Source organism: Rhizobium sp. Root149, from assembly GCF_001427345.1.
Classification (GTDB): domain Bacteria; phylum Pseudomonadota; class Alphaproteobacteria; order Rhizobiales; family Rhizobiaceae; genus Neorhizobium; species Neorhizobium rhizoryzae.
In genome coordinates this window covers 607155-629252 of the sequence record NZ_LMGD01000001.1, presented here as the reverse complement: position 1 = coordinate 629252, position 22098 = coordinate 607155, and the positions used below count along the sequence as shown (strand labels likewise).

Below are 22098 nucleotides of genomic sequence, written 5' to 3'. Positions count from 1 at the left end.
CCTGTTCAAATCTTGCGGCGGACAATAGAAAGGGGCGCAACAACCGGCAAGTGCCAAATGTTAGAATAACCCGGAATCGAGATCGTTTGACGCATGAAAGAACTGATCCGCACCAATGATCCTGTGGTCCTGTCCTTTGCCACCAGCCTGCTGAACGATGCAGGAATTCACTCTCTTGTCGCTGATCAATCGATGAGCGTGCTGGAAGGTTCCCTTGGCCTCCTCCCCCGTCGCCTTCTGGTGGAAAGCGAGCGGGCAGGTGAGGCGCGGCTTTTGCTGGTGGATGCGGGCCTCGGATCGGAACTGCGGACCGAAAAATGAACGAAACACTCGACGCCTTCCATCGCGGCGCATTCTACTTGCTGCAACCGGCGCAGGGGGCGCACCGCGCAGGCATGGATGCCATGCTGCTGGCCTCGCTGGTGGATGACGAGCGTCCCGTGCGAGTGGCGGACTTAGGCGCCGGGGCCGGCGCCGCCGGATTTGCCGTCGCTGCCCGTCTACCGAATGCCGAAGTCGTACTGGTCGAGCGTTCGCCGGAAATGGCCGATTATGCGCGTCGCAATACGGCGATCGAACAAAACAGGGCGCTTGGCTCCCGTCTCGTCGTGATCGAGGCAGATGTGACGCTTCGCGGAAAGGCACGCGTAGAGGCGGGCTTGCCGGATGATCATTTCCATCATGTCATCATGAACCCGCCCTTCAACGATGCACGGGACCGCCGGGCACCAAATGCCCTCAAGGCCGAAGCGCATGCCATGACCGAAGATCTCTTCGAAAGCTGGCTTCGTACCGCAAACGCGATCATGATTCCGGGCGGCCAGCTTTCGCTCATCGCGCGGCCATCATCCGTGGCGGACATCATCGCCGCCTGTGGAAAACGCTTTGGCGGGCTGGAACTGACGGCCATCCATCCGCGACCCGGCGAGGATGCCATTCGTCTTCTGGTGACCGCCATCAAGGGGTCGAAATCCCGTCTTGTCTGGCGTTCTCCGCTGTTCATGCATGGAGAAGAGGGCCATGCCTTCGCGGCCGAAGTCGATGGCCTCAACAATGGCCGCAAGGCCTACCGGCGCAAGGGTCGCTGAGCGATCTGGCCGATGACGCGGAATTTACGGGAACCAACCATTGCGCCCGCCATTCCGTTGCATACATGACGATGAACACCATTCCAAGGAGATGACATGGCAGGCCTTTTGACGCGCATTCTACCGAAGCGGTTCCGCAAGGAAGGCATAGCCATTCCCGTCGTCCGCCTGCAGGGCGCGATCATGACCGGCGGCAGCCAGTTTCGTCCCACGCTGAACCTTGCCAATACGGCCCAGATGCTGGAGCGGGCCTTTGCGAAAAAGGATGCGCCCGTCGTCGCCATCTCCATCAATTCGCCGGGGGGCTCTCCGGTGCAATCGCGTCTCATCTACCAGCGCATCCGCGCGCTTGCTGAAGAAAAAAACAAGCGCGTCCTCATGTTCGTGGAGGATGTCGCAGCCTCCGGCGGCTATATGATCGCGCTCGCAGGCGATGAGATCTTTGTCGATCCGACATCCATTGTCGGGTCGATTGGTGTCGTGTCCGGCGGTTTCGGCTTTCCGGAACTTCTGCGCAAGATCGGCGTGGAGCGCCGCGTCTATACGGCGGGCGAGAACAAGGTCATCCTCGATCCGTTCCAGCCGGAAAAAGAGAGCGATATCGAATATCTGAAGTCCCTTCAGCTCGAAATCCACAAGGTCTTCATCGACATGGTCAAATCCCGTCGTGGAGAAAGGCTTGCCGATGACGAGACCATTTTCTCCGGCCTCTTCTGGACGGGACAGCGCGGCGTCGAGCTCGGTCTTGTCGATGGCATGGGTGAAATCCGCGATGTATTGAAGCGCCGCTTCGGGCCGAAGACGCGGCTGGAACTGGTGGGTTCGGCACGCGGCCTTCTTGGCCGGCGCCTGCCGGGCATCGCCTCGCTTGGCGTCGGCAATGCAGGAGCGGAAATCGCATCCGGTGCGGCAGAGGGGCTTGCGAGCACCCTTGAAGAACGGGCATTGTGGAGCCGTTACGGGCTCTAGAGCATCGGGCGAAAAAGTGGCATCCGGTTTTTCGCTCAACCGATGCGTCAACAAAGAATCTAGAGCGGCGGGCCGTTTCCGATTAGTGTCCGACGCTCTAGGCCCGCCATTTCCGATTCGAGGACTTGTTACCCATGCCGCAGATCCTGTTTCTTGCCATTCTCATCGGCGGAGGCTGGCTGCTGTATCGGAAGTTTGTCAACGATGCGGAGAAGCTGGCACGGCTACGGCGCGCCAAGGAAAAGGAGCGCCAGACGGGTGCCATCGGCACTCTGGTGAAGGATCCGGTGACGGGCGAGTATCGCGTCAAGCGCGAGGATGAGGAATAGAGCGAGGTTCAGAAACGGCCTCAGGCTTGACCCTCACGCCCTCCCGTGGCACCAGACGGGCAAAAATCACCTATACTGGCTCCGGACACAATCCCATGACCACGACCCTTGCTCCGCATATGGACCCGAAGCGCTCTTTCCAGGCGCTGATCCTGACGCTTCACAACTATTGGGCAGACAAGGGATGCGCTGTCCTGCAACCCTATGACATGGAAGTGGGTGCTGGTACGTTCCATCCGGCAACGACCCTGCGTGCGCTTGGCCCCAAGCCCTGGAAGGCGGCCTATGTGCAGCCCTCGCGTCGTCCCTCCGATGGCCGCTATGGCGAGAACCCCAATCGCTTGCAGCATTACTACCAGTATCAGGTCATTTTGAAGCCGAACCCGTCGAACCTGCAGGAGCTTTACCTCGGTTCGCTGGCGGCGATCGGTCTCGATCCGCTGCTTCACGACATCCGCTTCGTGGAAGACGATTGGGAAAGCCCGACGCTCGGCGCCTGGGGTCTTGGCTGGGAATGCTGGTGCGATGGCATGGAAGTCTCGCAGTTCACCTATTTCCAGCAGGTCTGCGGTATCGAATGCTCGCCGGTTGCAGGTGAGCTGACCTACGGTCTGGAGCGTCTGGCCATGTATGTGCAGGGCGTGGACAATGTTTACGACCTGAACTTCAACGGTCGCGAAGGCGAGGAAAAGATTTCCTATGGCGACGTCTTCCTGCAGGCAGAGCAGGAATATTCCCGCCACAATTTCGAATTCGCCAATACCGAAATGCTGCATCGCCATTTCATCGATGCGGAAAAAGAGTGCCAGGCGCTTCTCGCTGCCGGTGCACCGGGCGATCAAGAGGCGGGGAGCGCTGAAGGCGCGACGGGGAACGAAAAAAGATCAAATAACCAGCGCCTCCATAAATGCGTCTTTCCGGCCTATGATCAGTGCATCAAGGCGTCCCACGTCTTCAATCTTCTGGATGCACGTGGCGTGATTTCGGTCACCGAACGCCAGAGCTATATCTTGCGCGTGCGCACGCTGGCCAAGGCCTGTGGCGAAGCCTTCCTGCTCACCGATGCTGGCGGCGTCAATCTCGGTGCTGCGGCCTGATCGGGCGAATACCGATACCCACGTCGGCACGGCAGAGAATCCCGATGACAGGAGCGCGCGAAACGATTAGGGTTCGCGCGCTGATCACGCCGGGGAGCCCTTTATGTATGTCGCCTTAGCCGCACTCGCGGCCATCGCCCTCTATGTCGTCTTCATCTATAACGGGCTGGTGAAGTCCCGTCAGATGGCGGAAGAGGCCTGGTCCGGCATTGATGTACAGCTGAAGCGTCGCGCCGACCTCATCCCAAATCTCATTGAGACCGTCAAAGGCTACGCATCGCACGAGCGCTCTACGCTGGAAGCCGTGGTCGAACTGCGCAACAAGGCGCAAGCCGTGCCCTCGGGCGATGTGGCAGGCCGTGCCGCTGCCGAAGGTCTGCTTGGCCAGGCGCTTGGCCGGGTGATTGCGCTTGCCGAAGCCTATCCTGATCTCAAGGCCAACGAGAACTTTGTGGAACTTCAGCGCTCGCTGGAAACCGTCGAGAACGAAATCCAGATGTCCCGGCGCTATTACAATGGTGCTGCGCGTGACCTGAACGTCAAGGTGGAAAGCTTCCCGTCAAATCTCATTGCGGGCCAGTTCGGCTTTGCCAAGAAGCCCTATTTCGAAATTGCCAACGAAGCGGATCGCGCTGTTCCGACGGTCAAGTTCTAGCGGCCGGGCCGTCCTCGAAATCCATGAAAAAAGGGCGCATGACAAGCGCTTGTGAGAGTATAATGAGTGCCGATCAACTGACCATCTTGCCACCTGACCATCCCCTGAAGGGGCATGTGGCGCCACCCGGTTCCAAATCCATTACAAACCGTGCTTTGCTGCTGGCCGGTCTTGCCAAGGGTACGAGCCGCCTGACCGGGGCGCTGAAAAGCGATGACACGCGGTATATGGCAGAAGCTCTGCGCGCCATGGGTGTGACAGTTGATGAGCCGGATGCAACGACCTTCGTGGTCACAAGTTCCGGTAAGCTCAACCCGCCGTCAGAGCCGCTCTTCCTTGGCAATGCAGGCACGGCGACGCGTTTCCTCACGGCGGCCGTGGCTCTGGGGCAGGGGCGCTTCGTGGTCGATGGTGACCAGCACATGCGCAAGCGCCCGATCCAGCCACTGGTCGATGCCTTGCGCTCGCTGGGCGTTGCCGTGGAAGCACCGACGGGATGCCCTCCGGTGACTATCGATGCAAGTGGCCGCTTCGAGAAGAACCGCGTTGTGATTGATGCCGGTCTTTCCAGCCAGTATGTGTCGGCTTTGTTGATGGCGGCTGCCATTGCCGCCGAACCTTTCGAGATCGAGCTGGCCGGTGCTGATATTGGCGCGCGCGGCTATATCGATCTCACGCTGTCTGCCATGCGCGCCTTCGGTGCAAAGGTCGAGCAACCGTCCTCGTCAGTCTGGCGGATCGAGCCGACCGGCTACACGGCGACCGACTTCCATATCGAGCCGGATGCGTCTGCCGCGACCTATCTCTGGGGCGCGGAAGTTTTGACGGGTGGTTCAATCGATATCGGCACTCCGGCAACCGAGTTCACCCAGCCGGATGCCAAGGCCTATGATGTCATTTCGGCTTTCCCGCATATGCCGGCCGTCATCGATGGCAGCCAGATGCAGGATGCTATCCCGACGATTGCGGTTCTGGCAGCTTTCAATCAGACACCAGTGCGTTTTGTCGGCATCGCCAATCTGCGCGTGAAGGAATGCGACCGCATTCGTGCGCTCTCGACGGGTCTGAACAATATCCGTCAGGGGCTTGCGACAGAGGAGGGGGATGATCTCGTCGTCGCCTCCGATCCAGCCCTTGCCGGTCAGACGCTTCCCGCCAGTATCGACACCTTTGCCGACCACCGCATTGCCATGAGCTTTGCACTTGCGGGTCTCAAGATCAATGGTATCACCATCCTTGATCCGGGCTGCGTGGCGAAAACCTATCCGCACTACTGGGATGCGCTGTCGTCGCTCGGCGTCGCTCTGGATCGGGGTTGATCCGGAATGAAGCGCGCCTGCCTGCCAATGTCCCGCCTGTTCCTGCTGCTGGCACTGCTGCAGGCCCTGGCGCTTGGCATGCCGGGCGCAGCGCGTGCGGCGGAATATATTGCGGCCTACCGTTCGGAAATCCAGCTCAGCCGTGAAGGCGATGTGACCGTGACGGAGATCATTACCGTCAATGCGGAAGGCAAGGACATCCGCCGCGGTATCTTCCGGGATTTTCCGCTCTACATGGTGGATGCCAGGGGTAAGCGGCAGAAGGTGGGCTTCGAAGTTCTGACCGTTACGCGCGACGGCCGTCCTGAAAACTGGCGCACGGAGGGCGTTTCCGGCGGTGTGCGCATCTATCTGGGTTCGCCCGAGACGCAACTCGATCGTGGCCTGCATACCTACGAACTGACCTACCGCACCGATCGGCAGATCCGCTATCAGGAAAGCTTCGACGAATTCTACTGGAATGTCACCGGAAACGGCTGGATGTTCCGCATCGATCAGGCCTCCGCCGTGGTTCAGCTGCCGCCGGGTGTAAAGGCGCTGAACACGACCTTCTTCACCGGTGCCGAAGGCGCAACCGGCAAGGATGCCCGTCGCACCGGCAGCGATACGGCCCCAGGGTTTGTCACAGTGCGTCCTCTCAGCCCGAATGAAGGCCTGACGATTGCCATCGCCATGCCCAAGGGCTCGATCATGCCGCCCAGCGATGCGCAGCAGCGCGGCTGGTTCTGGCGCGACAATATCAACTACATCATCGGCGGCACGGGCCTTCTCGTCGTCGCCGCCTATTACTTCTGGTTCTGGCGTCGCGTGGGGCGTGACCCGCCGCGCGGCGTCGTGGTGCCACGCTGGCATCCACCGGAGGGTCTGTCTCCCGCGCTGGTGAACTATGTCGACAACAAGGGTTTTTCCGGCGAAGGCTGGGATGCGTTGTCGGCCAGCTTCATTGATCTCGCCGTGGGTGGTTATGTCGTTCTGGAGGATCTGAAGAGCAGCATCGTCGTGCGGCGAACGGGCAAAGCCGCTCCATCCAGTCTGCCCGCCGGACAGGCCATCCTGCTGCAGCAGCTGGGCGCGAAGGGCGAAGCCTTCACCATCGACAAGGCCAATGGCACGAAAGTGCAGTCGGTCGCCAAGCTCTTCCGCAATGCCATCGAGAAAGAGCATCGCGGTCGTTACTACAAGGGCAATGTCGGCTATATCGTCGGCGGTGTTGTCCTCAGCATCCTGGCTCTCGCTGTCCTTCTGTTCTTCGGCGATTTCGATCCGGATAGCATCGGCTTCCTGGTGCCGTCCGTGGTGTTTGGCGTCGTCTGGGGTGGCTTCGCGCTGAAAGCTGGTCGCTCCATGTTCCGCAAACGCAGTGTGATCGCACGCATCGGCGGCGTCCTGATGTTCGGGGTCTTCGGCTTCATCGGTCTCATCGCCGCAGGCGGTATTCTCGTCGCGGCCCTGGAAGCGCTGGATCATTCGGATTGGCCCGTTATCGCCGTGGTTGGCGGCATCACGCTGATCAATGCCGTCTTTTTTTTCCTGATGGGCGCGCCGACACCGCTTGGCGCCAGACTGATGGACGAAGTGGATGGGTTGAAGACCTATCTCACGCTGGCCGAACGCGATCGCATGAACATGGTCGAGGCGCCGGAAATGTCGCCGCGCCACTTCGAGACGCTTCTGCCCTATGCCGTGGCATTGGGCGTGGAAAAACCCTGGAGCCGCACTTTCGAGACCTGGCTTGCCACAGCGGCAGCCGGTGCCGCGGCGGCGAGCTATCACCCCGGCTGGTACAGCGGCGACAGCTTCGGCTCGTTTGGAGAAAGCATTGGCGGCTTTTCCTCCTCCATGGCGTCGACCATTGCATCCACCATCCCGCAGCCCGTCTCCTCGTCGTCCTCCGGATTTTCAAGCGGTGGCTCGTCCGGTGGCGGCGGCGGTGGTGGTGGCGGCGGCGGCTGGTAGCTCCGGTTCAAACTCCTTTTTCGCGCCACTCCGCAGATGACAATTCCACGCTGCCTTGCTAAGTCCCGCGCAACACACTGCCAGCCGATAGAATAGACAAGCCCCTGCGGCTCAAGGAACTGAACAATGCCAGATCTTCTCCTAGAACTCCGCTCCGAGGAAATTCCTGCCCGCATGCAGCGCAAGGCTGCGGGCGATCTGAAGAAGCTCGTGACCGATGCGCTGGTGGAAGCCGGTTTGACCTATGAGGGAGCGCGTGAATACTGGACGCCGCGCCGCCTGACGTTGGATATTCGTGGTTTGACGGCCCGTTCCGCCGACCAGCGGGAAGAGATCAAGGGTCCATCCACCAAGGCGCCGGAACAGGCCATTCAGGGCTTCCTGCGCAAGGCAGGTCTTGGCTCCGTGGAAGAGGCGCAGGTCGCTTCGGACCCGAAGAAGGGCGATTTCTACGTGGCAGTGATTTCCAAGCCCGGTCGTGCGGCGGAAGAGATCATTGCCGATGTCATGCCCGGCATCATCCGCTCCTTCCCCTGGCCGAAGAGCATGCGCTCCGGTGCCGCCTCCGCGCCCAAGGGCATGCGGTTCAACGGCATTGACGGCAAGGGTTCGGAAAGCCTGCGCTGGGTGCGACCGCTGCAATCCATCGTCTGCATGTTCGGGCCTGAACACGACGAAACACAGATCATTCCGTTCGAAGTGGATGGCATCACGGCCTCCAACGTGACCTATGGTCACCGCTTCCATGCACCGGAGGCCATCACCGTTCGTCGCTTCGACGATTACGTGGCAAGCCTCGAAAAGGCGAAGGTCATGCTGGATGCCGAGCGCCGCAAGGACGTGATCCTGCACGACGCGAAGGATCTGACTTTTGCCAACGGTCTCGATCTGGTCGAAGACGAGGGGCTTCTTGAAGAAGTGTCTGGCCTTGTGGAATGGCCACATGTGCTGATGGGCGCATTCGAGGAAGAATACCTGCAGATCCCGGCGGAGATCATTCGCCTGACGATCAAGACGAACCAGAAATGTTTCGTCACCCGACCGCAGGGCGCAACCGAGGGCCTCTCCAACCACTTCATCCTCATCTCGAATATCGAGGCGAAGGATGGCGGCAAGGAAATCATCCACGGCAATGGCAAGGTCGTGCGCGCCCGTCTGTCAGATGCCAAGCATTTCTGGACGCGTGACCAGGGCAATCTGCCGGATCTCGAAACCTTGAAGGCTTCCGCGGACAAGTTCGGCCTCGATCTCTCCAAGCCGCTCGACCAGCGCATGGCCAAGCTCGATGCGCTGAACGTCACCTTCCACGCCAAGCTCGGCACGCAGGGTGCACGCGTGGAGCGCATTCGTGCATTGGCGAAGCAGATCGCAGGCGTTGTTGGTGCGGAGGAAACGCTGGTGGATCGCGCGGTGGTTCTGGCCAAGGCGGATCTGCGCACCGAAGCCGTGGGCGAATTCCCGGAACTTCAGGGCCTGATGGGCCGCAAATATGCTGTTCTCCAGGGCGAAGATGCGTCCGTCGCCGCCGCCATCGAAGATCATTACAAGCCGCAAGGCCCGTCGGACCGCGTGCCGGAAGACAAGGTCGCCATCGCCGTTGCCCTGGCGGACAAGCTCGATACGCTTGTCGGCTTCTGGGCCATCGATGAAAAGCCGACCGGCTCCAAGGACCCTTACGCCCTGCGCCGCGCGGCGCTCGGTGTCGTGCGTATCATGCTGGAGCGCAAGGTGCGTCTGCCGCTGCTGAGCGTCTTCAAGGATGCCGACCTTCTCTCCTTCTTCCATGATCGCCTGAAAGTCTATCTGCGCGACATGGGTGCGCGTCACGATATCATCGATGCCGTCCTGACACCGGACGCCGATGATCTTCTGCTGGTCGCTCGCCGCGCCGAAGCACTTACCGCCTTCATCACCTCGGAAGACGGCAAGAACCTGCTGGCGGGCACCAAGCGCGCCACGCAACTGCTGGCGGCGGAAGAGAAGAAGGGAACCGTCGTTGCCGACGCCGTCTCTCCAGACCTTTTGAAGCTCGATGCGGAACAAGCGCTTTATGCGGCCATCACATCAGCAACCAGCGAGGCGGCAGCGGCGGTCAAGTCGGAAGATTTCCGTTCTGCCATGGAAGCGTCGATACCTTCTTCGAAGCGGTGCTCGTCAATGATGAGGATCCAGCCGTTCGCGCCAACCGTCTGGCCCTGTTGAAGGCCATCCGCGAGGCGACCGGAACAGTGGCGGACTTCTCGAAGATCAGTGGATAACGAAGAGATGGCGGCAGGCAGGATCCTCATAAGTGCCTGCCTCCTCGGCCAGCCGGTCCGTTATGACGGCAAAGGCAAGCCGCTCCTCCATCCGCTCATCGAACAGTGGAAGGGGGAGGGGCGCCTTGTTGCCTTCTGTCCTGAACTTGCGGGCGGCATGAGCGTGCCGCGTCCTCCGGCGGAAATTGAGGATGGCCTGAACGGCGAGGATGTTCTGGCTGGTCGCGCCCGCGTTCTGGAACTGACCGGTGGCGATGTGACGGCCGCATTCATCGACGGCGCAAGGCGTGCGCTCAAGCATGCCCGCGACAACGGCTGTCTCCACGCTCTCTTGATCGACGGCAGTCCATCCTGCGGCTCCCTGGCAATCTATGACGGGAACTTTAAAGGTGTGAAACACGCAGGCAATGGCGTCACGGCAGCGCTTCTGCGCTCCGAGGGGATTGCCATTTACGCGCCTTCTCAAATTGAAGCGCTGGCCGCGAAACTTTGCTGAAACGCAAAACGCCGGCCTTTCGACCGGCGTCTGCCGTCATCGGATAAAAGCTTGTCAGCCGGCGCGGAAGCCGCGGATAATATCGAGACGATCGCCGGTATCGTTGGCGAGACCCTTGGCAACTGCGGTCGTCTCCTCCGCCAGTCGATACCTTCTTCGAAGCGGTGCTCGTCAATGATGAGGATCCAGCCGTTCGCGCCAACCGTCTGGCCCTGTTGAAGGCCATCCGCGAGGCGACCGGCACAGCGGGCGATTTTTCCAAGATCTCCGGCTGATCAAGGCCATGCCTGAATGCCAAAAACTCGGAATGTCCACGCCTTTTACGTCTATGCATCGTCGCGGTCAGGTGGGCAGGCGGCGATCGTATTCTGCCTTCAGCCGTGTCCATTCCGTCCAGAAATCCGGACGCGGCGACCCGGTCGATGCTGCCAGCAGCGTGTCGAGATGTGCATGCCAGCCGGCAGAGACCATAAGCAGCATGGCCCGCTCGGCAACGCCGCTATGGGTGATTGTGAAGAGGACTTGGTTGCCTTGCTCTTTGAGGTCGAACACCACCTCCGCAGAGGTTCCCCAAGTGAATGCCAGGCGGCGGGGCGGGTCGATGGCCAGCACCCGACAGGCCAAGCTATGTTCAGCGCCAAATCCTTCCGGTCTCGGGCTGCCCGGTCCGTCTGTCAGGCTGTCATTTCGCCATGTCAGTTCGAATGACGTGCCGACCTCCGGCGTGATTTCGCCCGATGCAAGCCAACGGCTCCGCAGGTCGCTGTCCATCAGATAGGACCAGGCGCGCTCGATCGGACCTGGCAGAAGGCGCTTGATAACAAGCACTGTGGGGCCGGCAAGCGTGCCGTAGCGGTCCTGCATGCTGATGTCGTTCATGTCTGTTCTCCTTCTTCCGTTGATTTGCGGCGGGCGCGGTCGTCCTCGTGAAGCGCACGTTCCAGAGCGTCGAGACGCTCATTCCAGAAGCCCTCGTAGAAGCTTAGCCATCGATAGGCCTCGGCCAGTGGCCGGGGCGACAGGCGGCAGATATGCGTTCGCCCCCGCACCTCGCGTTCAATGAGCCCGGCGCTTTCCAGTGCCTTGATGTGCTTGGAGGCGGCGGCAAGCGAAATGGCATAGGGTTCTGCCAGCCGCGTTACCGTCTTTTCACCGCCCGCCAGTTCGCTGAGCATTCGGCGGCGTGTCGCATCGCCGAGTGCGTGAAAAACCAGATCCAGTTCCGTATGTTCAACCATGTGGTTAAATATACGGCGAAGTTTCAAATAGTCAACAATATGGTTGAATGTTTTTACGGGATTCAGGAATGCCGGTGCCAAGCGTGCCCGTTGTCCTGAAACGCAAAACGCCGGCCTTTCGACCGGCGTCTGCCATCATCGGATAAAAGCTTGTCAGCCGGCGCGGCGCATGCGGTTTGCCATGTCCTGCAAGCCATTGCCGCGTGCGTCAGCGGTGCGGAAGCCGCGGATGAGATCGAGAAGATCGCCGGTATCGTTGGCGAGAACCTCGGCGGATGCGGTCGTCTCCTCTGCCATGGCGGCATTCTGCTGCGTGGCTGTGTCCAGCTGGTTGAGCGCAGAGGAGATGGAGCGCAATGTGGTATCCTGCTCCTGCGCGCTGTGCGCAATCTTGGATACCACGTCGTTCGCCGCTTCGATCTGCGCCGAAATCCGCTTCAAGGCTTCTCCAGCCTGCGAAACCAGTTGAACGCCCTGTTCCACCTGGCCGCCGGACCGCGAGATCTGGTCCTTGATCTCCTTGGCCGCTGCTGCGGAACGCTGGGCGAGTTCGCGAACTTCCTGCGCAACCACCGCAAAGCCCTTGCCGCTTTCGCCTGCGCGTGCTGCCTCGACGCCTGCGTTGAGGGCCAGCAGGTTGGTCTGGAAGGCGATCTCGTCGATGACGCCGATGATCTTGGTGATTTCCGCAGAAGACTGCTCGATACCGCTCATGGCGGTAATGGCCTGCTCGACGATGGAGTCGCTCTGGCGGGCTTCGCCGCTGATCGTCTTCACGCGCTGGGCTGCTTCCTTGGCGCCATCGGCGGTCTGGCGAACGGCAACGGTCAACTCATCCAGGGCCGCAGATGTCTCCTCGAGATTGGCGGCCTGACGCTCAGTGCGCTGCGCCAGTTCGTTCGATGCGCGACGGATCTCTTCCTTCGATACGCCGATGTCGTTACCCTTCAGGCTGACGCGAGACATGGCCTGCTCGAGATGCGAAAGCGCATCGTTGAAGTTATGGCGAAGACCCTCGTATTTTCCACCCAGGTCGGCACAACGGATGGTGAGGTCGCCCTTGGCCAGCTGTTCGAGCGCGGTGCCGATGGTTGAAACCACGTGAGCCTGTTCGGCGGCTTCGCGACGCTGCGCTTCTTCGGCCCGTACGCGTTGTTCCTCGATCTGCGCTTCCTGCTCCTGCTGGCGTGCCGCCATGGCATGGCGTTCGCGCACTTTCTGCTGAAGCGCCTCGGTCGCACGCGCCATCTTGCCGATTTCATTGTTCATGTCGGTATGCGGAACCGGCATGGTGGTGTTTTCATTGGCGACGGCGCCAAGCGTATCGTGGATGGCGCTCAACGGACGCGTAATCCCACGGATCACGACATAAGCGCCAGCAAGAGCGGCCAGGAACAGCGCAAGAGAGCCACCAGCGGTCTTGATGATGTTTTCGCGGATCTCGGCCTTCAGGTCGTCGGTGTAGAGGCCGGTGATGATGACAATGTTCCAGGGGGCAAAGGCCTTGCCGTAGGAAGCCTTGGGATAGCTGCGATCATTCGGATCCTTGCCAGGCTTCGGTCCGATGAACTCCACATAGCCACCACCCTGCTGACCAAGCCGCACGAGTTCGTCACGATACATGTAACCGGTCGGATCGGGCTTGCCCTTGTTGCTCTTGCCGACGTCCGGGGAGCTCGGATGGAAAATCATCTTGACGTCATAGTCATAGCCGAAGAAATAGCCATCCGGCTCGAACTTCATTGTGTTCAAGAGGCCGTAGGCGCGCTTTTGCGCTTCTTCCTTGCTGAACTCACCCTTCTTCGCACGGTCGTCGAAGTCTTTCAGCACCGAAATCGCCGTCTCCACCTGCGTGCGCAGCATTTCGTAGCGTTCGCGGTAAATGGCTTTTGTGGATGACTGGAGCTGGAAATAGGTCATGGCTGCGAACACCGCCATCATGGCGCCCACGAGCATGAAAAGCTGAAGTGATATGCGCATATTCTTCATTCTGACGACCGCCTATTCGATCTCGAACACTGTCAGAAACACAAGGTGCCGAGGAAGGTTGAGAGAGGCGCTTCCTGCACCCGACGAACGCTACAACGCGTTCCTGGACACAGAGAGTAAACCGGCTTCCTGAAAATTTGGATAATAGAAACTTTCCTGTCACGATGAACGGGAAAGACCTGCTTGACGTATGTCGCCGGTTTCACGGCGATACTACGTACAAAACTCCCCGAAAGGTTGTGGGCAGTTCCTGGTTTGCAGGAAATAGTTTGGCGTCGGGCGTAAAATTACAGAAAAGCTGCGGATCGTTCGCTTTCGGAGATGTCACGCGGATCGTTTGCCCAGTATCAGCTTTGCGCAATACCTATATTCGCGATCGCGAATACTTGGTCAAAGGCTTGGCCTAAGCTCGAATTTCGAGAAATCAGGTGCGGCGGGCTGCTCGACCGGCGTTGCAGCAACAGGCTTCGGGGCAGCATCCGCCGATACGGCGGACGTTGTCGCCCTCTGGTCCACGCCGTCGCTCTTGGTGGGTGACACGGTGCGCGACAGCATGAGTTGCTGTTCGCGCTCGACCCACATCGGGTTGACGCTGACGAAACGAACCGGCGAACCACCCATGAAGTTTTCGGTTCGGGTAACCGCCGGCTTTCCGCCGATTTGCGAAATTGTCACGCGTTCTTGGCCTGCATCCAGCGACGGAACCACGTACTCGGATTTCGAACGCCGGGGCGCTTTGCCGTCACAGTGTGTGCATGCGATCCGCACGACACTGGGTGTTGCCGCAAGAGGCTGACCGGACAGGACAGAGATCGATGTCATGTCTGCCGATACGGCTGCAACAGATGCTACCAGTGCCAGAACAGAGCTGATCATAGCGAATACCCTTCCCGATAATAGGGCAGAGCATTAGCAGAAGAATCTTTCCAAGCAGTCAGGAGGCGCGGTTAATGCATCGTTAACACGTGCAATTGCCGGTCGGCCATTATCCGCGATTGAGCGCTCGCCAGCCAATGTCACGACGACAAAAACCGTTCTCCCAGCGGACTTCATCCACCAGCGCATAGGCTTTTGCCTGTGCTTCGGCCACCGTGCTTGCGGTTGCCGTCAGGTTCAGAACGCGTCCGCCTGTCGCGACCAGTTGCCCGTCCTTGAGCGCCGTCCCGGCATGAAACACCTTCGCCCCATCGCGTGCCTGCGGCAGGTGTTCGATCTGGGTGGCCTTGTCGTAAGCGCCCGGATAACCCTTGGATGCCATGACGACTGTCAGCGCCGGTTCGTCACGCCACTCAGCACTCACCTGATCCAGTGTGCCCGTGGAGGCGGCATACAGGATTGGCAAGAGGTCGCTCTTCAGGCGCATCATCAGCACCTGACACTCGGGATCTCCAAACCGGACATTGTATTCGATGAGTTCTGGTCCCTTGGCGGTGATCATCAGCCCGGCGAAGAAGACTCCGGTGAACGGATAGCCGCTCTCTGCCATGCCGCGGATCGTCGGCTCGATGATCTCCTTCATCGTGCGGTGCACCATGTCCGGCGTCATGACCGGGGCGGGAGAATAGGCGCCCATGCCGCCGGTGTTGGGGCCAGTATCGCCATCGCCCACGCGCTTGTGGTCCTGCGCCGTGGCCAGCGCCAGGGCCGTCTTGCCATCGGAGAGGCAGAAGAAGCTGGCCTCTTCGCCGTCCAGATAGGCTTCGACGACAACCTCGGCCCCCGCCGCGCCAAAGGCACCGGCAAAGCAGTCATCCACGGCGGCAAGAGCCTCATCAAGTGTCATGGCAACCGTCACGCCCTTGCCCGCGGCCAGACCATCCGCCTTGACGACGATGGGCGCACCCTGTTCGCGAATATAGGCCTTCGCCGGTTCCGCAGCGGTAAAACGCTGGTAGGCGCCGGTTGGAATATTGTAGCGGGCGCAGATATCCTTGGTGAAACCCTTGGAGCCTTCCAGCTGGGCGGCGGCCTTGGAAGGGCCGAAGACGACGAAGCCGGCGGCGCGCAGATCATCGGCAAGACCCGCCACCAGCGGCGCCTCCGGGCCGACCACAACGAAATCGATCGCCTGCTTCTGACAGAAGGCTATGACGGCTGCGTGGTCTTCCACATTCAGCGACACCAGCTCTGCTTCTTCCGCGATGCCGGGATTGCCCGGCGCGGCATAGAGTTTGGTCAACAGGGGGGATTGTGCAAGCTTCCAGGCAAGAGCATGCTCACGACCACCAGACCCGATCAGAAGAACCTTCATTGCCGCGCTCCGCTGCTGAAAAGAGATGCTGGGCGGTTAAGGGCAGGGGCGGCAAAGGTCAAGGCCATTCGGGTCCGGATCACGGTCTTCAAGCTGTGGAAGTGATCAGGCTGGCGTTGCCTTGCCACGATCTGCCGCTATGGTCGCCACACATTCGAGAACAGGAAGACCCATGGCTGCCGATAACAAGCTCCTCGCCGCGACCATTGCCGCAGAAATCAACGCCCGCCCGGATCAGGCAGTTGCCGCAATCGGATTGCTGGACGAGGGGGCGACGGTTCCCTTCATCGCGCGCTATCGTAAGGAAGTCACGGGCGGGCTGGATGATACGCAGTTGCGCACGCTCGCGGAACGGCTGGTCTATCTGCGCGAACTGGAAGCGCGGCGCACTTCCATTGTCGAGAGCATCAACTCTCAGGGCAAGATGACTGATGAGCTGGCGGTAAAGCTGGCGCGCGCCGTAACCAAGGCAGAGCTGGAAGACCTCTATCTTCCCTACAAGCCGAAGCGTCGCACAAAGGCGGAAATTGCCCGCGAAAAGGGTCTCGGGCCTCTGGCGGACGCCATCTGGGAGAATCGTGCGGCCGATCCCTCAAAGCTGGCGGAAGCCTATCTCTCGCCCGAGGTTGCCGATGTGAAGACGGCACTCGAAGGCGCGCGGGATATCGTGGCCGAAACCATTACGGAAAACGCGGACCTTTTGGGCCGCCTGCGCCAGCATATGCGCGACAACGCCACGCTCCGCGCAAAAGTCGTGGATGGCAAGCAGGAGGCAGGCGCAAAGTTCTCCGACTATTTCGATCATTCCGAACGCTGGGCCACGACCCCCGGCCATCGTGCGCTTGCCATGCTGCGCGGCTGGAACGAGGAGTTCCTGACACTGACCATCGATGTCGATCAGGATGATCCGTCACCGATCAAGCCGACTCACCGCATGATCGCCGGTGCCTTCCAGATCGGTGACAAAGGGGCAGGCGATCGCTGGCTTATGGATGTGGCGGGCTGGACCTGGCGCGTGAAGCTTTCCATGTCGCTCTCGCTCGATCTGATGCGCGAATTGCGGGAGCGCTCGGAGGAAGAGGCGATCCGCGTTTTTGCCCGCAACCTGAAGGATCTGCTGCTGGCGGCTCCTGCCGGTTCGCGTGCCACCATGGGGCTCGATCCGGGCATCCGTACCGGCGTGAAAGTGGCCGTGGTGGATGGTACCGGCAAGCTGGTGGAAACGACGACCGTCTACCCGTTCCCGCCGAAGAACGATCTGCGTGGCACGCAGGCCGAACTTGCCAGCCTCATTCGCAAGCACAAGGTGGATCTGATCGCGATTGGCAACGGCACGGGTAGCCGCGAGACGGAAAAGCTGGTGGCGGATATGCTAGCCGCACTTCCAGCTGGTCCAAAGCCCACCAAGGTCATTGTGTCTGAAGCAGGGGCTTCGGTTTATTCCGCGTCCGAACTGGCGGCGGCGGAATTCCCCAATCTCGACGTCTCGCTGCGTGGCGCCGTCTCCATCGCGCGGCGTCTGCAGGACCCGCTGGCGGAACTCGTCAAGATCGAGCCGAAATCCATCGGCGTTGGCCAGTATCAGCACGATGTGGACCAGGGCAAGCTCTCCCGCTCGCTGGACGCCGTGGTGGAAGACGCCGTGAATGCCGTCGGTGTAGATCTCAACACCGCATCCTCGCCGCTTCTGGCGCGTGTCGCGGGCCTTACGCGCACAATTGCCGATGCCATCGTTGTGCATCGCGATCAGAACGGACCGTTTGCAAGCCGCAAGGAACTCTTGAAGGTGGCGCGCCTCGGTGCCCGCACCTTCGAACAATGCGCCGGTTTCCTGCGCATTCCCAATGGCAAGGAGCCGCTCGATGCCTCCGCCGTCCACCCGGAAGCCTATGGCGTAGCGAAGAAGATAGTGGCTGCCTGTGGTCGTGACCTTCGCGACCTGATGGGTGACAGCGCCGCCCTGAAACGGCTCGATCCCAAGCAGTTCGTGGATGATCAGTTCGGTCTTCCAACCGTGAAGGATATTCTCGCCGAGCTGGAAAAGCCGGGCCGCGACCCGCGCCCAAGCTTCAAGACGGCCACCTTTGCGGAGGGCGTCAATGAGATCAGCGATCTGAAGGTTGGAATGCTGCTGGAAGGCACGGTCACCAATGTCGCGGCTTTCGGTGCCTTCGTCGATATTGGCGTGCATCAGGATGGCCTCGTTCACGTCTCACAACTGGCGGACCGCTTCGTGAAGGATCCCCATGAAGTTGTGAAGGCAGGCGATGTGGTGAAAGTGCGCGTGGTGGAAGTGGATGCCAAGCGTAAGCGCATCGGGCTTACCATGCGCAAGGATGGCGGCGAGGCGGCACCGGCTTCCATGCGGGAAAACCGCAGTCCAGGTGCTGGCAATCCCATGCGCCATGCCCAGGCCAAACCATCGAAAAACGAAGGAAGCCAATTGGGCGGTCTCGGTGCGGCCCTGGCTGAAGCGATGAAAAAACGCTGATTATTCATCACCTTATCCTGAAGTTATGGACCCGTCAGCCACATCGGCTGACGGGTCTTTTTATGCCGCACATCAGGGACGCATCGGGAGTTCAGAGCAAACTCCAAAGACCAATTGGCCCCCCATCGCAGTGTTTTTGAGCTGCAAGTATATTCTTCTCGTTATGTATCTTTCAAATAATGGCAGAAGCATAATCACTTAGGAAATTATCTAGGTGTGATGAATAATGTTTATCTTGGGTTGTGAGTAAAAATTACGCAGAAATATAAAATATAAAAAAATATAAATACAAATTTTATGGACAGTATTTATTCTAAAATGGGCAAAGTATATTGTGCAATGACGGATTTATTGACAGTATTAAATTTTTATGAAATTTTTTAACTTATCATGCTCCAGAAGAGAGGGAGAAGGTATGGCCGCAATTTCACGCTTCTCGAATAGCCAGACGACTACGCGCGCGAATGCGGATACAGCCAGTGATACCTCAAGCGGCGAGCCAACGTCGAATAAGGGGTCGGGAACTGGAACTGGTGCTGGAGCAGGCAGCAGCGCCGGTAGTGGCTCTTCGACAAGCCGTGGTGCAGGTACAGGTACAGGTACTGGTACTGGCGCTAGCTCCGGGACGGGAGGCGGTTCAACGGCGAGCCGTGGTGCAGGAGTCGGCGGAAGTAGTTCCAGATCCGGTACGGCATCGCTGTCCAGTCCCGGCAAAGGTACTGCTGGCGGTTCCGCAACCGGCGGCGGCACGCGCGCTCCCGCAACCGCGTCTGCTAGCGGTCGTGCGCCCGCTTCTGGTGGCGGTGCTGGCCGTCAACCGGCAGCAGCAAGGCCTCAGATAAAAACCATTTCGCCCTTCAAGTCAGGTGGCGGCCTCTCCGCAATGGGGAGCCTGACGGTCAATTCCGGCACCGCCGCCGGGGCTGGCAGCGGAACGGGTACTGGGACTTCCTCAAGGGTAGCCAGTCTGACTGCAGCAGGAGATTCCGGAAGCGGAAATTCTTCCGGGTCTGGCGCGGGTGCGCAATCCAAGTCCACCGCGGCAGCTGGCGTCAATGATGTCGGCGGCGCCGGAATCAATGCTGCGCCCTATAATCCGTCAACGGACGGACGATTGCTCGGCTATGACGAAAAAGGCAATGCGATCTCCGATCGAACGCTCGGTCTTTTGCCGGAGCAGCAAAATAGCGAAATCCAGAAGCAAAAGACGGTCGACGCGGAGATTGCCGGCGCGGGAACGTCGAAGCTGTTTTCGATCCTGCAAAAATCCGATCCCAAGATCCAGCATGAGATACTGTTTCAGTTCAACGCCATGTTCAATGATGGCAAGACGAAGCGTGATATCGATGGCATGGATATCTACGAGCATCCGGAGAAATATTCTTTGGATGAAAAGGTCGCACGCTACGCCGAACTTCTGCAGACCAAGTCCAATTTCGCCGGCTATCTTCAGGCTCTGCTGGACGGCACCATGCAGGAGTCCCGTCCGCAGCGTAATGCTGATGAGATCAACAGGGATCTTGATCAGGCCATGGCAACGCTTGCCGCCGATCCGGAGGTCTCTTCCAAGGTGACCCAGATCACGCTTGATCTCTACAAGCGGGTCCTGAACGGCGAGACATTCGACACCGCTGCCGATCATGGTCCTGAATATATGGCAGCCGTGGCATCCCTGAAGACAGAACTCGAAACGACCTTCAAGTCGGATATCGTGGAGGGAGGGTTCTTCAAGCAATATGCGGGGCAGGAGAAAGGTAAAGAACTTAGTATACTGACCGGCTTCAACAATTACTTCAGTACATTCGGCGCCATCATGTCGAATGATTTCATGACAGCCAATGCCGACGCTGCGCAAACCACGCTGAATAACTTCTACAATGCAAATGTTTCACCGCTGCTCCAGGATGCAAAGGCATCCATGGACGGAATGTTACGTCTTGCAAAACTGGGTCAGATGTCCGCCACCCAGCTTGCCAATCTTGGCTCCGTGACGCCGCTCATTGATGGCGGCAACTTTGGCAACATGCTCAGCGAATTGAAGACGAGCGGCGCCCTGGCCGGTTACGCGAAGCTGGCGGCAGATCCCGCCAATGCGGCGGAACTGCGCAAGCTCGGCGTCAAGGACGACGCTCTCAATTCGACGCTTCTGGCGTCCGCTCGCTACATGGCCAATAGCAAGCTGGGCGGGGCACGCACGCAGATGCTCGATGGCTTCACCAAGACCCTTATTTCGGAGTCCCGGACTCTGATCGAGATGGCAGATCAGGGCCGGCTGGACGAAACCATCCTGGATTCCCGCCTGGGCTCGCTTGCAGCGGAAATCAACAACGGGGCGGGACCCAACAAGGGGCAGGGCAACCTGATTGCCGCAGGCGTCAAGGCCATGGTGCGGGGATCCATCCTCAGTTCGAACATGGCAAATTACGCAGCACAGAGAACGACGGGTTCGGGCAGCGGACTTGGCAATGCCGCGCGCGGAGGACAAACCGTCACTGCTCTGGCGGACAGCGGTCTGGTCAAAATGGGAATGGCCGGTATCGAGCGCCTCACAGGCATGGCGATCGGTTTCGAAGGCAAAGGTATCGCGAGCGGGAAGACTACTCTTCCAATCACCGTGAGTGGTAACGATCTCAACATGATGTTCCAGACCGCATCCAGGGGATGGGATGCTGCCTTGATCAAGAAATACGGCGCCGCAAGCCTGAAGGACTTCAGCGGTCTCATGGTCGCCTATGCCCAACAAGTCGGTTTGAAGAATGTCGAAGCTCCCCTCGCGAGTATCAATGACATCAGCGACGAGGACGCGATCAAGACACTGTATGAACCGATGGCAGAAGCGATCGCCAAAAGCACGCTCGGGGAGACCACCTCGGACGCGGCGCTGAAGCTGAAAGCCAATTTCTCGCGCATGATGTGGGATATGTATGGTCTCGTGAAACCGAACGGCACCGTACAAGGCCTCTACAATGAGGCTGTCAAACTTATCAACACCAAGTACAAGACAGAATTCTCCAATTTCGATACGCCTTTGAAGGTCGATGGCCTGGCACGCTTCGTGTCCATGGGGATCATGGGCATGCGCGTGGCCTGGGCGACCGTTGGCAAGGGAAGTCCTGACTCCACGGACACCGGCTTCATCGCGGCGATGGCGATCCAGGGGGCCGGCATGATGCTGACCTCGGCGCTTGCGCCGAAGGCGAAAGGCGCAACCCCGGAATTGCGCATCATGGAGGTTTTCGGCGACGAAGTCGCAGCAAAGCAGATCAAGTATCTTGAGAACCGGAAGGCCAATATCGGCCGGATTGGTGCCGGGGTTGATTTCATCGGAAGCGTTGCCTGGTTGGGAACCGATCTTAACTGGCTCATCCGCGGCTGGAAGAAGATGGATACCCCCGAGAAGGCATTCGTGACGGCAATCGTCGTGACGGATTTCGGCGCAGCGAGCCTCGGCTTCCTCAGTGCCGGTGCCGCCGTCGCCTCGATCTCCGGGGCCTCCCGCTTGTCCCAGATATTGAGTACCGTTGCGGGCGGCAGCGCAGCAACAGGCGTTGGTCTCGTGCTGGCGGGTATTGCCCAATTCGTGACGCTGGGGCTGCAGATCTGGCAGGAGGTCAAGAAAAATCGCGCCGAATCCAAGTACAGGGATTCGATCTATGATTCGGTCTGGAAGCTGACCCGCAACGACGTGCCGAACAATTATGCCCAGACCTGGGACAAGCATGGCTTCGCCTCCCAGGGACGCGGCGCCTACGATCGCTCCAAGCTGTCCCACAAGGAATACCAATACACCTATGACGCCAATCCGTATGACTGGGCCAAGGTACGAGCGGATAATGAGCAAAAGTACAAGGAGAAGTATGGATCCAATCCGCAGATGTAACGCCTGGCGTCGCAACAGCGACCGATTGCGCCATGCAGTCTGTTGCCCGCCGGTAGAGTAAGCCGCGGCGTCTCAGCTACGA

General features: G+C 59.6%; 17 protein-coding genes and 1 pseudogene. 13 read left to right on the top strand and 5 right to left on the bottom strand.

Translation table 11 applies throughout. The features are described from left to right. Nucleotides 1-93 precede the first annotated feature (93 nt). From ASD54_RS03010 to ASD54_RS02965, 10 genes and pseudogenes are all read left to right on the top strand, one after another. Complete coding sequence (locus ASD54_RS03010) at nucleotides 94-321, top strand: DUF2007 domain-containing protein (protein ID WP_062553082.1); 228 nt, start codon at nucleotides 94-96, stop codon at nucleotides 319-321. Continuing rightward, the gene (locus ASD54_RS03005) at nucleotides 318-1088 is read left to right on the top strand and encodes a methyltransferase (RefSeq protein WP_062553081.1); all 771 of its coding nucleotides are present in this window, start codon (nucleotides 318-320) and stop codon (nucleotides 1086-1088) included. The genes ASD54_RS03010 and ASD54_RS03005 overlap by 4 nt, the downstream gene beginning before the upstream one ends. Before the next feature lie 96 nt (nucleotides 1089-1184). Continuing rightward, complete coding sequence (locus ASD54_RS03000; RefSeq protein WP_062553080.1) at nucleotides 1185-2057, top strand: S49 family peptidase; 873 nt, start codon at nucleotides 1185-1187, stop codon at nucleotides 2055-2057. Nucleotides 2058-2191: 134 nt separating this feature from the next. Beyond that, complete coding sequence (locus ASD54_RS02995; protein WP_062553079.1) at nucleotides 2192-2386, top strand: hypothetical protein; 195 nt, start codon at nucleotides 2192-2194, stop codon at nucleotides 2384-2386. Nucleotides 2387-2505: 119 nt separating this feature from the next. Next, nucleotides 2506-3483 (top strand): glycine--tRNA ligase subunit alpha, encoded by a 978-nt coding sequence (locus ASD54_RS02990; protein ID WP_200958433.1) that lies wholly within the window; start codon nucleotides 2506-2508, stop codon nucleotides 3481-3483. 103 nt (nucleotides 3484-3586) lie between these two features. After that, a complete protein-coding gene (locus ASD54_RS02985) occupies nucleotides 3587-4138 on the top strand; it encodes a LemA family protein (protein ID WP_062553077.1) in 552 nt (183 codons plus the stop codon). A 62-nt stretch (nucleotides 4139-4200) separates the two neighbouring features. Next, complete coding sequence (locus ASD54_RS02980; RefSeq protein WP_062553076.1) at nucleotides 4201-5457, top strand: 3-phosphoshikimate 1-carboxyvinyltransferase; 1257 nt, start codon at nucleotides 4201-4203, stop codon at nucleotides 5455-5457. Nucleotides 5458-5484: 27 nt separating this feature from the next. Then, nucleotides 5485-7413 (top strand): DUF2207 domain-containing protein, encoded by a 1929-nt coding sequence (locus ASD54_RS02975; protein ID WP_062553075.1) that lies wholly within the window; start codon nucleotides 5485-5487, stop codon nucleotides 7411-7413. A 126-nt stretch (nucleotides 7414-7539) separates the two neighbouring features. Continuing rightward, nucleotides 7540-9671, top strand: a pseudogene (gene glyS / locus ASD54_RS02970) (glycine--tRNA ligase subunit beta). A 7-nt stretch (nucleotides 9672-9678) separates the two neighbouring features. Next, nucleotides 9679-10167 carry a DUF523 domain-containing protein gene (locus tag ASD54_RS02965; protein ID WP_062553074.1) on the top strand — a complete coding sequence of 163 codons (489 nt, stop codon included), beginning with the start codon at nucleotides 9679-9681 and terminating at the stop codon, nucleotides 10165-10167. A gap of 342 nt (nucleotides 10168-10509) precedes the next feature. Here the strand turns inward: ASD54_RS02965 and ASD54_RS02960 are convergent, their stop codons facing one another. The 5 genes from ASD54_RS02960 to purD form a co-directional block, all read right to left on the bottom strand. Then, nucleotides 10510-11046: an SRPBCC family protein gene (locus ASD54_RS02960; protein WP_062553073.1), complete on the bottom strand. Its 537-nt coding sequence runs from the start codon at nucleotides 11044-11046 to the stop codon at nucleotides 10510-10512. Continuing rightward, entirely contained in the window at nucleotides 11043-11405 is a 363-nt protein-coding gene (locus ASD54_RS02955) for a metalloregulator ArsR/SmtB family transcription factor (protein WP_062553072.1), read from the bottom strand. Before ASD54_RS02955 ends, ASD54_RS02960 begins: the two co-directional genes overlap by 4 nt. Before the next feature lie 153 nt (nucleotides 11406-11558). After that, nucleotides 11559-13394 (bottom strand): methyl-accepting chemotaxis protein, encoded by a 1836-nt coding sequence (locus ASD54_RS02950; RefSeq protein WP_062553071.1) that lies wholly within the window; start codon nucleotides 13392-13394, stop codon nucleotides 11559-11561. Nucleotides 13395-13784: 390 nt separating this feature from the next. Beyond that, on the bottom strand, nucleotides 13785-14270 hold the full coding sequence (locus ASD54_RS02945) for a plant virulence effector HPE1-like domain-containing protein (protein WP_062553070.1): 486 nt from the start codon (nucleotides 14268-14270) through the stop codon (nucleotides 13785-13787). Nucleotides 14271-14379: 109 nt separating this feature from the next. Further along, the gene (gene purD / locus ASD54_RS02940) at nucleotides 14380-15645 is read right to left on the bottom strand and encodes a phosphoribosylamine--glycine ligase (protein WP_062553069.1); all 1266 of its coding nucleotides are present in this window, start codon (nucleotides 15643-15645) and stop codon (nucleotides 14380-14382) included. A gap of 172 nt (nucleotides 15646-15817) precedes the next feature. Between purD and ASD54_RS02935 the strand changes: the two genes are divergently transcribed. The 3 genes from ASD54_RS02935 to ASD54_RS02925 all read left to right on the top strand — a co-directional run bounded on the left by ASD54_RS02935 (nucleotide 15818) and on the right by ASD54_RS02925 (nucleotide 22016). Further along, entirely contained in the window at nucleotides 15818-18136 is a 2319-nt protein-coding gene (locus ASD54_RS02935; protein WP_062553068.1) for a Tex family protein, read from the top strand. 479 nt (nucleotides 18137-18615) lie between these two features. Then, nucleotides 18616-18978, top strand: a complete 363-nt coding sequence (locus ASD54_RS02930; protein WP_156379031.1) for a hypothetical protein — start codon at nucleotides 18616-18618, stop codon at nucleotides 18976-18978. Nucleotides 18979-19019: 41 nt separating this feature from the next. Next, the gene (locus tag ASD54_RS02925) at nucleotides 19020-22016 is read left to right on the top strand and encodes a hypothetical protein (protein ID WP_062553066.1); all 2997 of its coding nucleotides are present in this window, start codon (nucleotides 19020-19022) and stop codon (nucleotides 22014-22016) included. Nucleotides 22017-22098 lie beyond the last annotated feature (82 nt).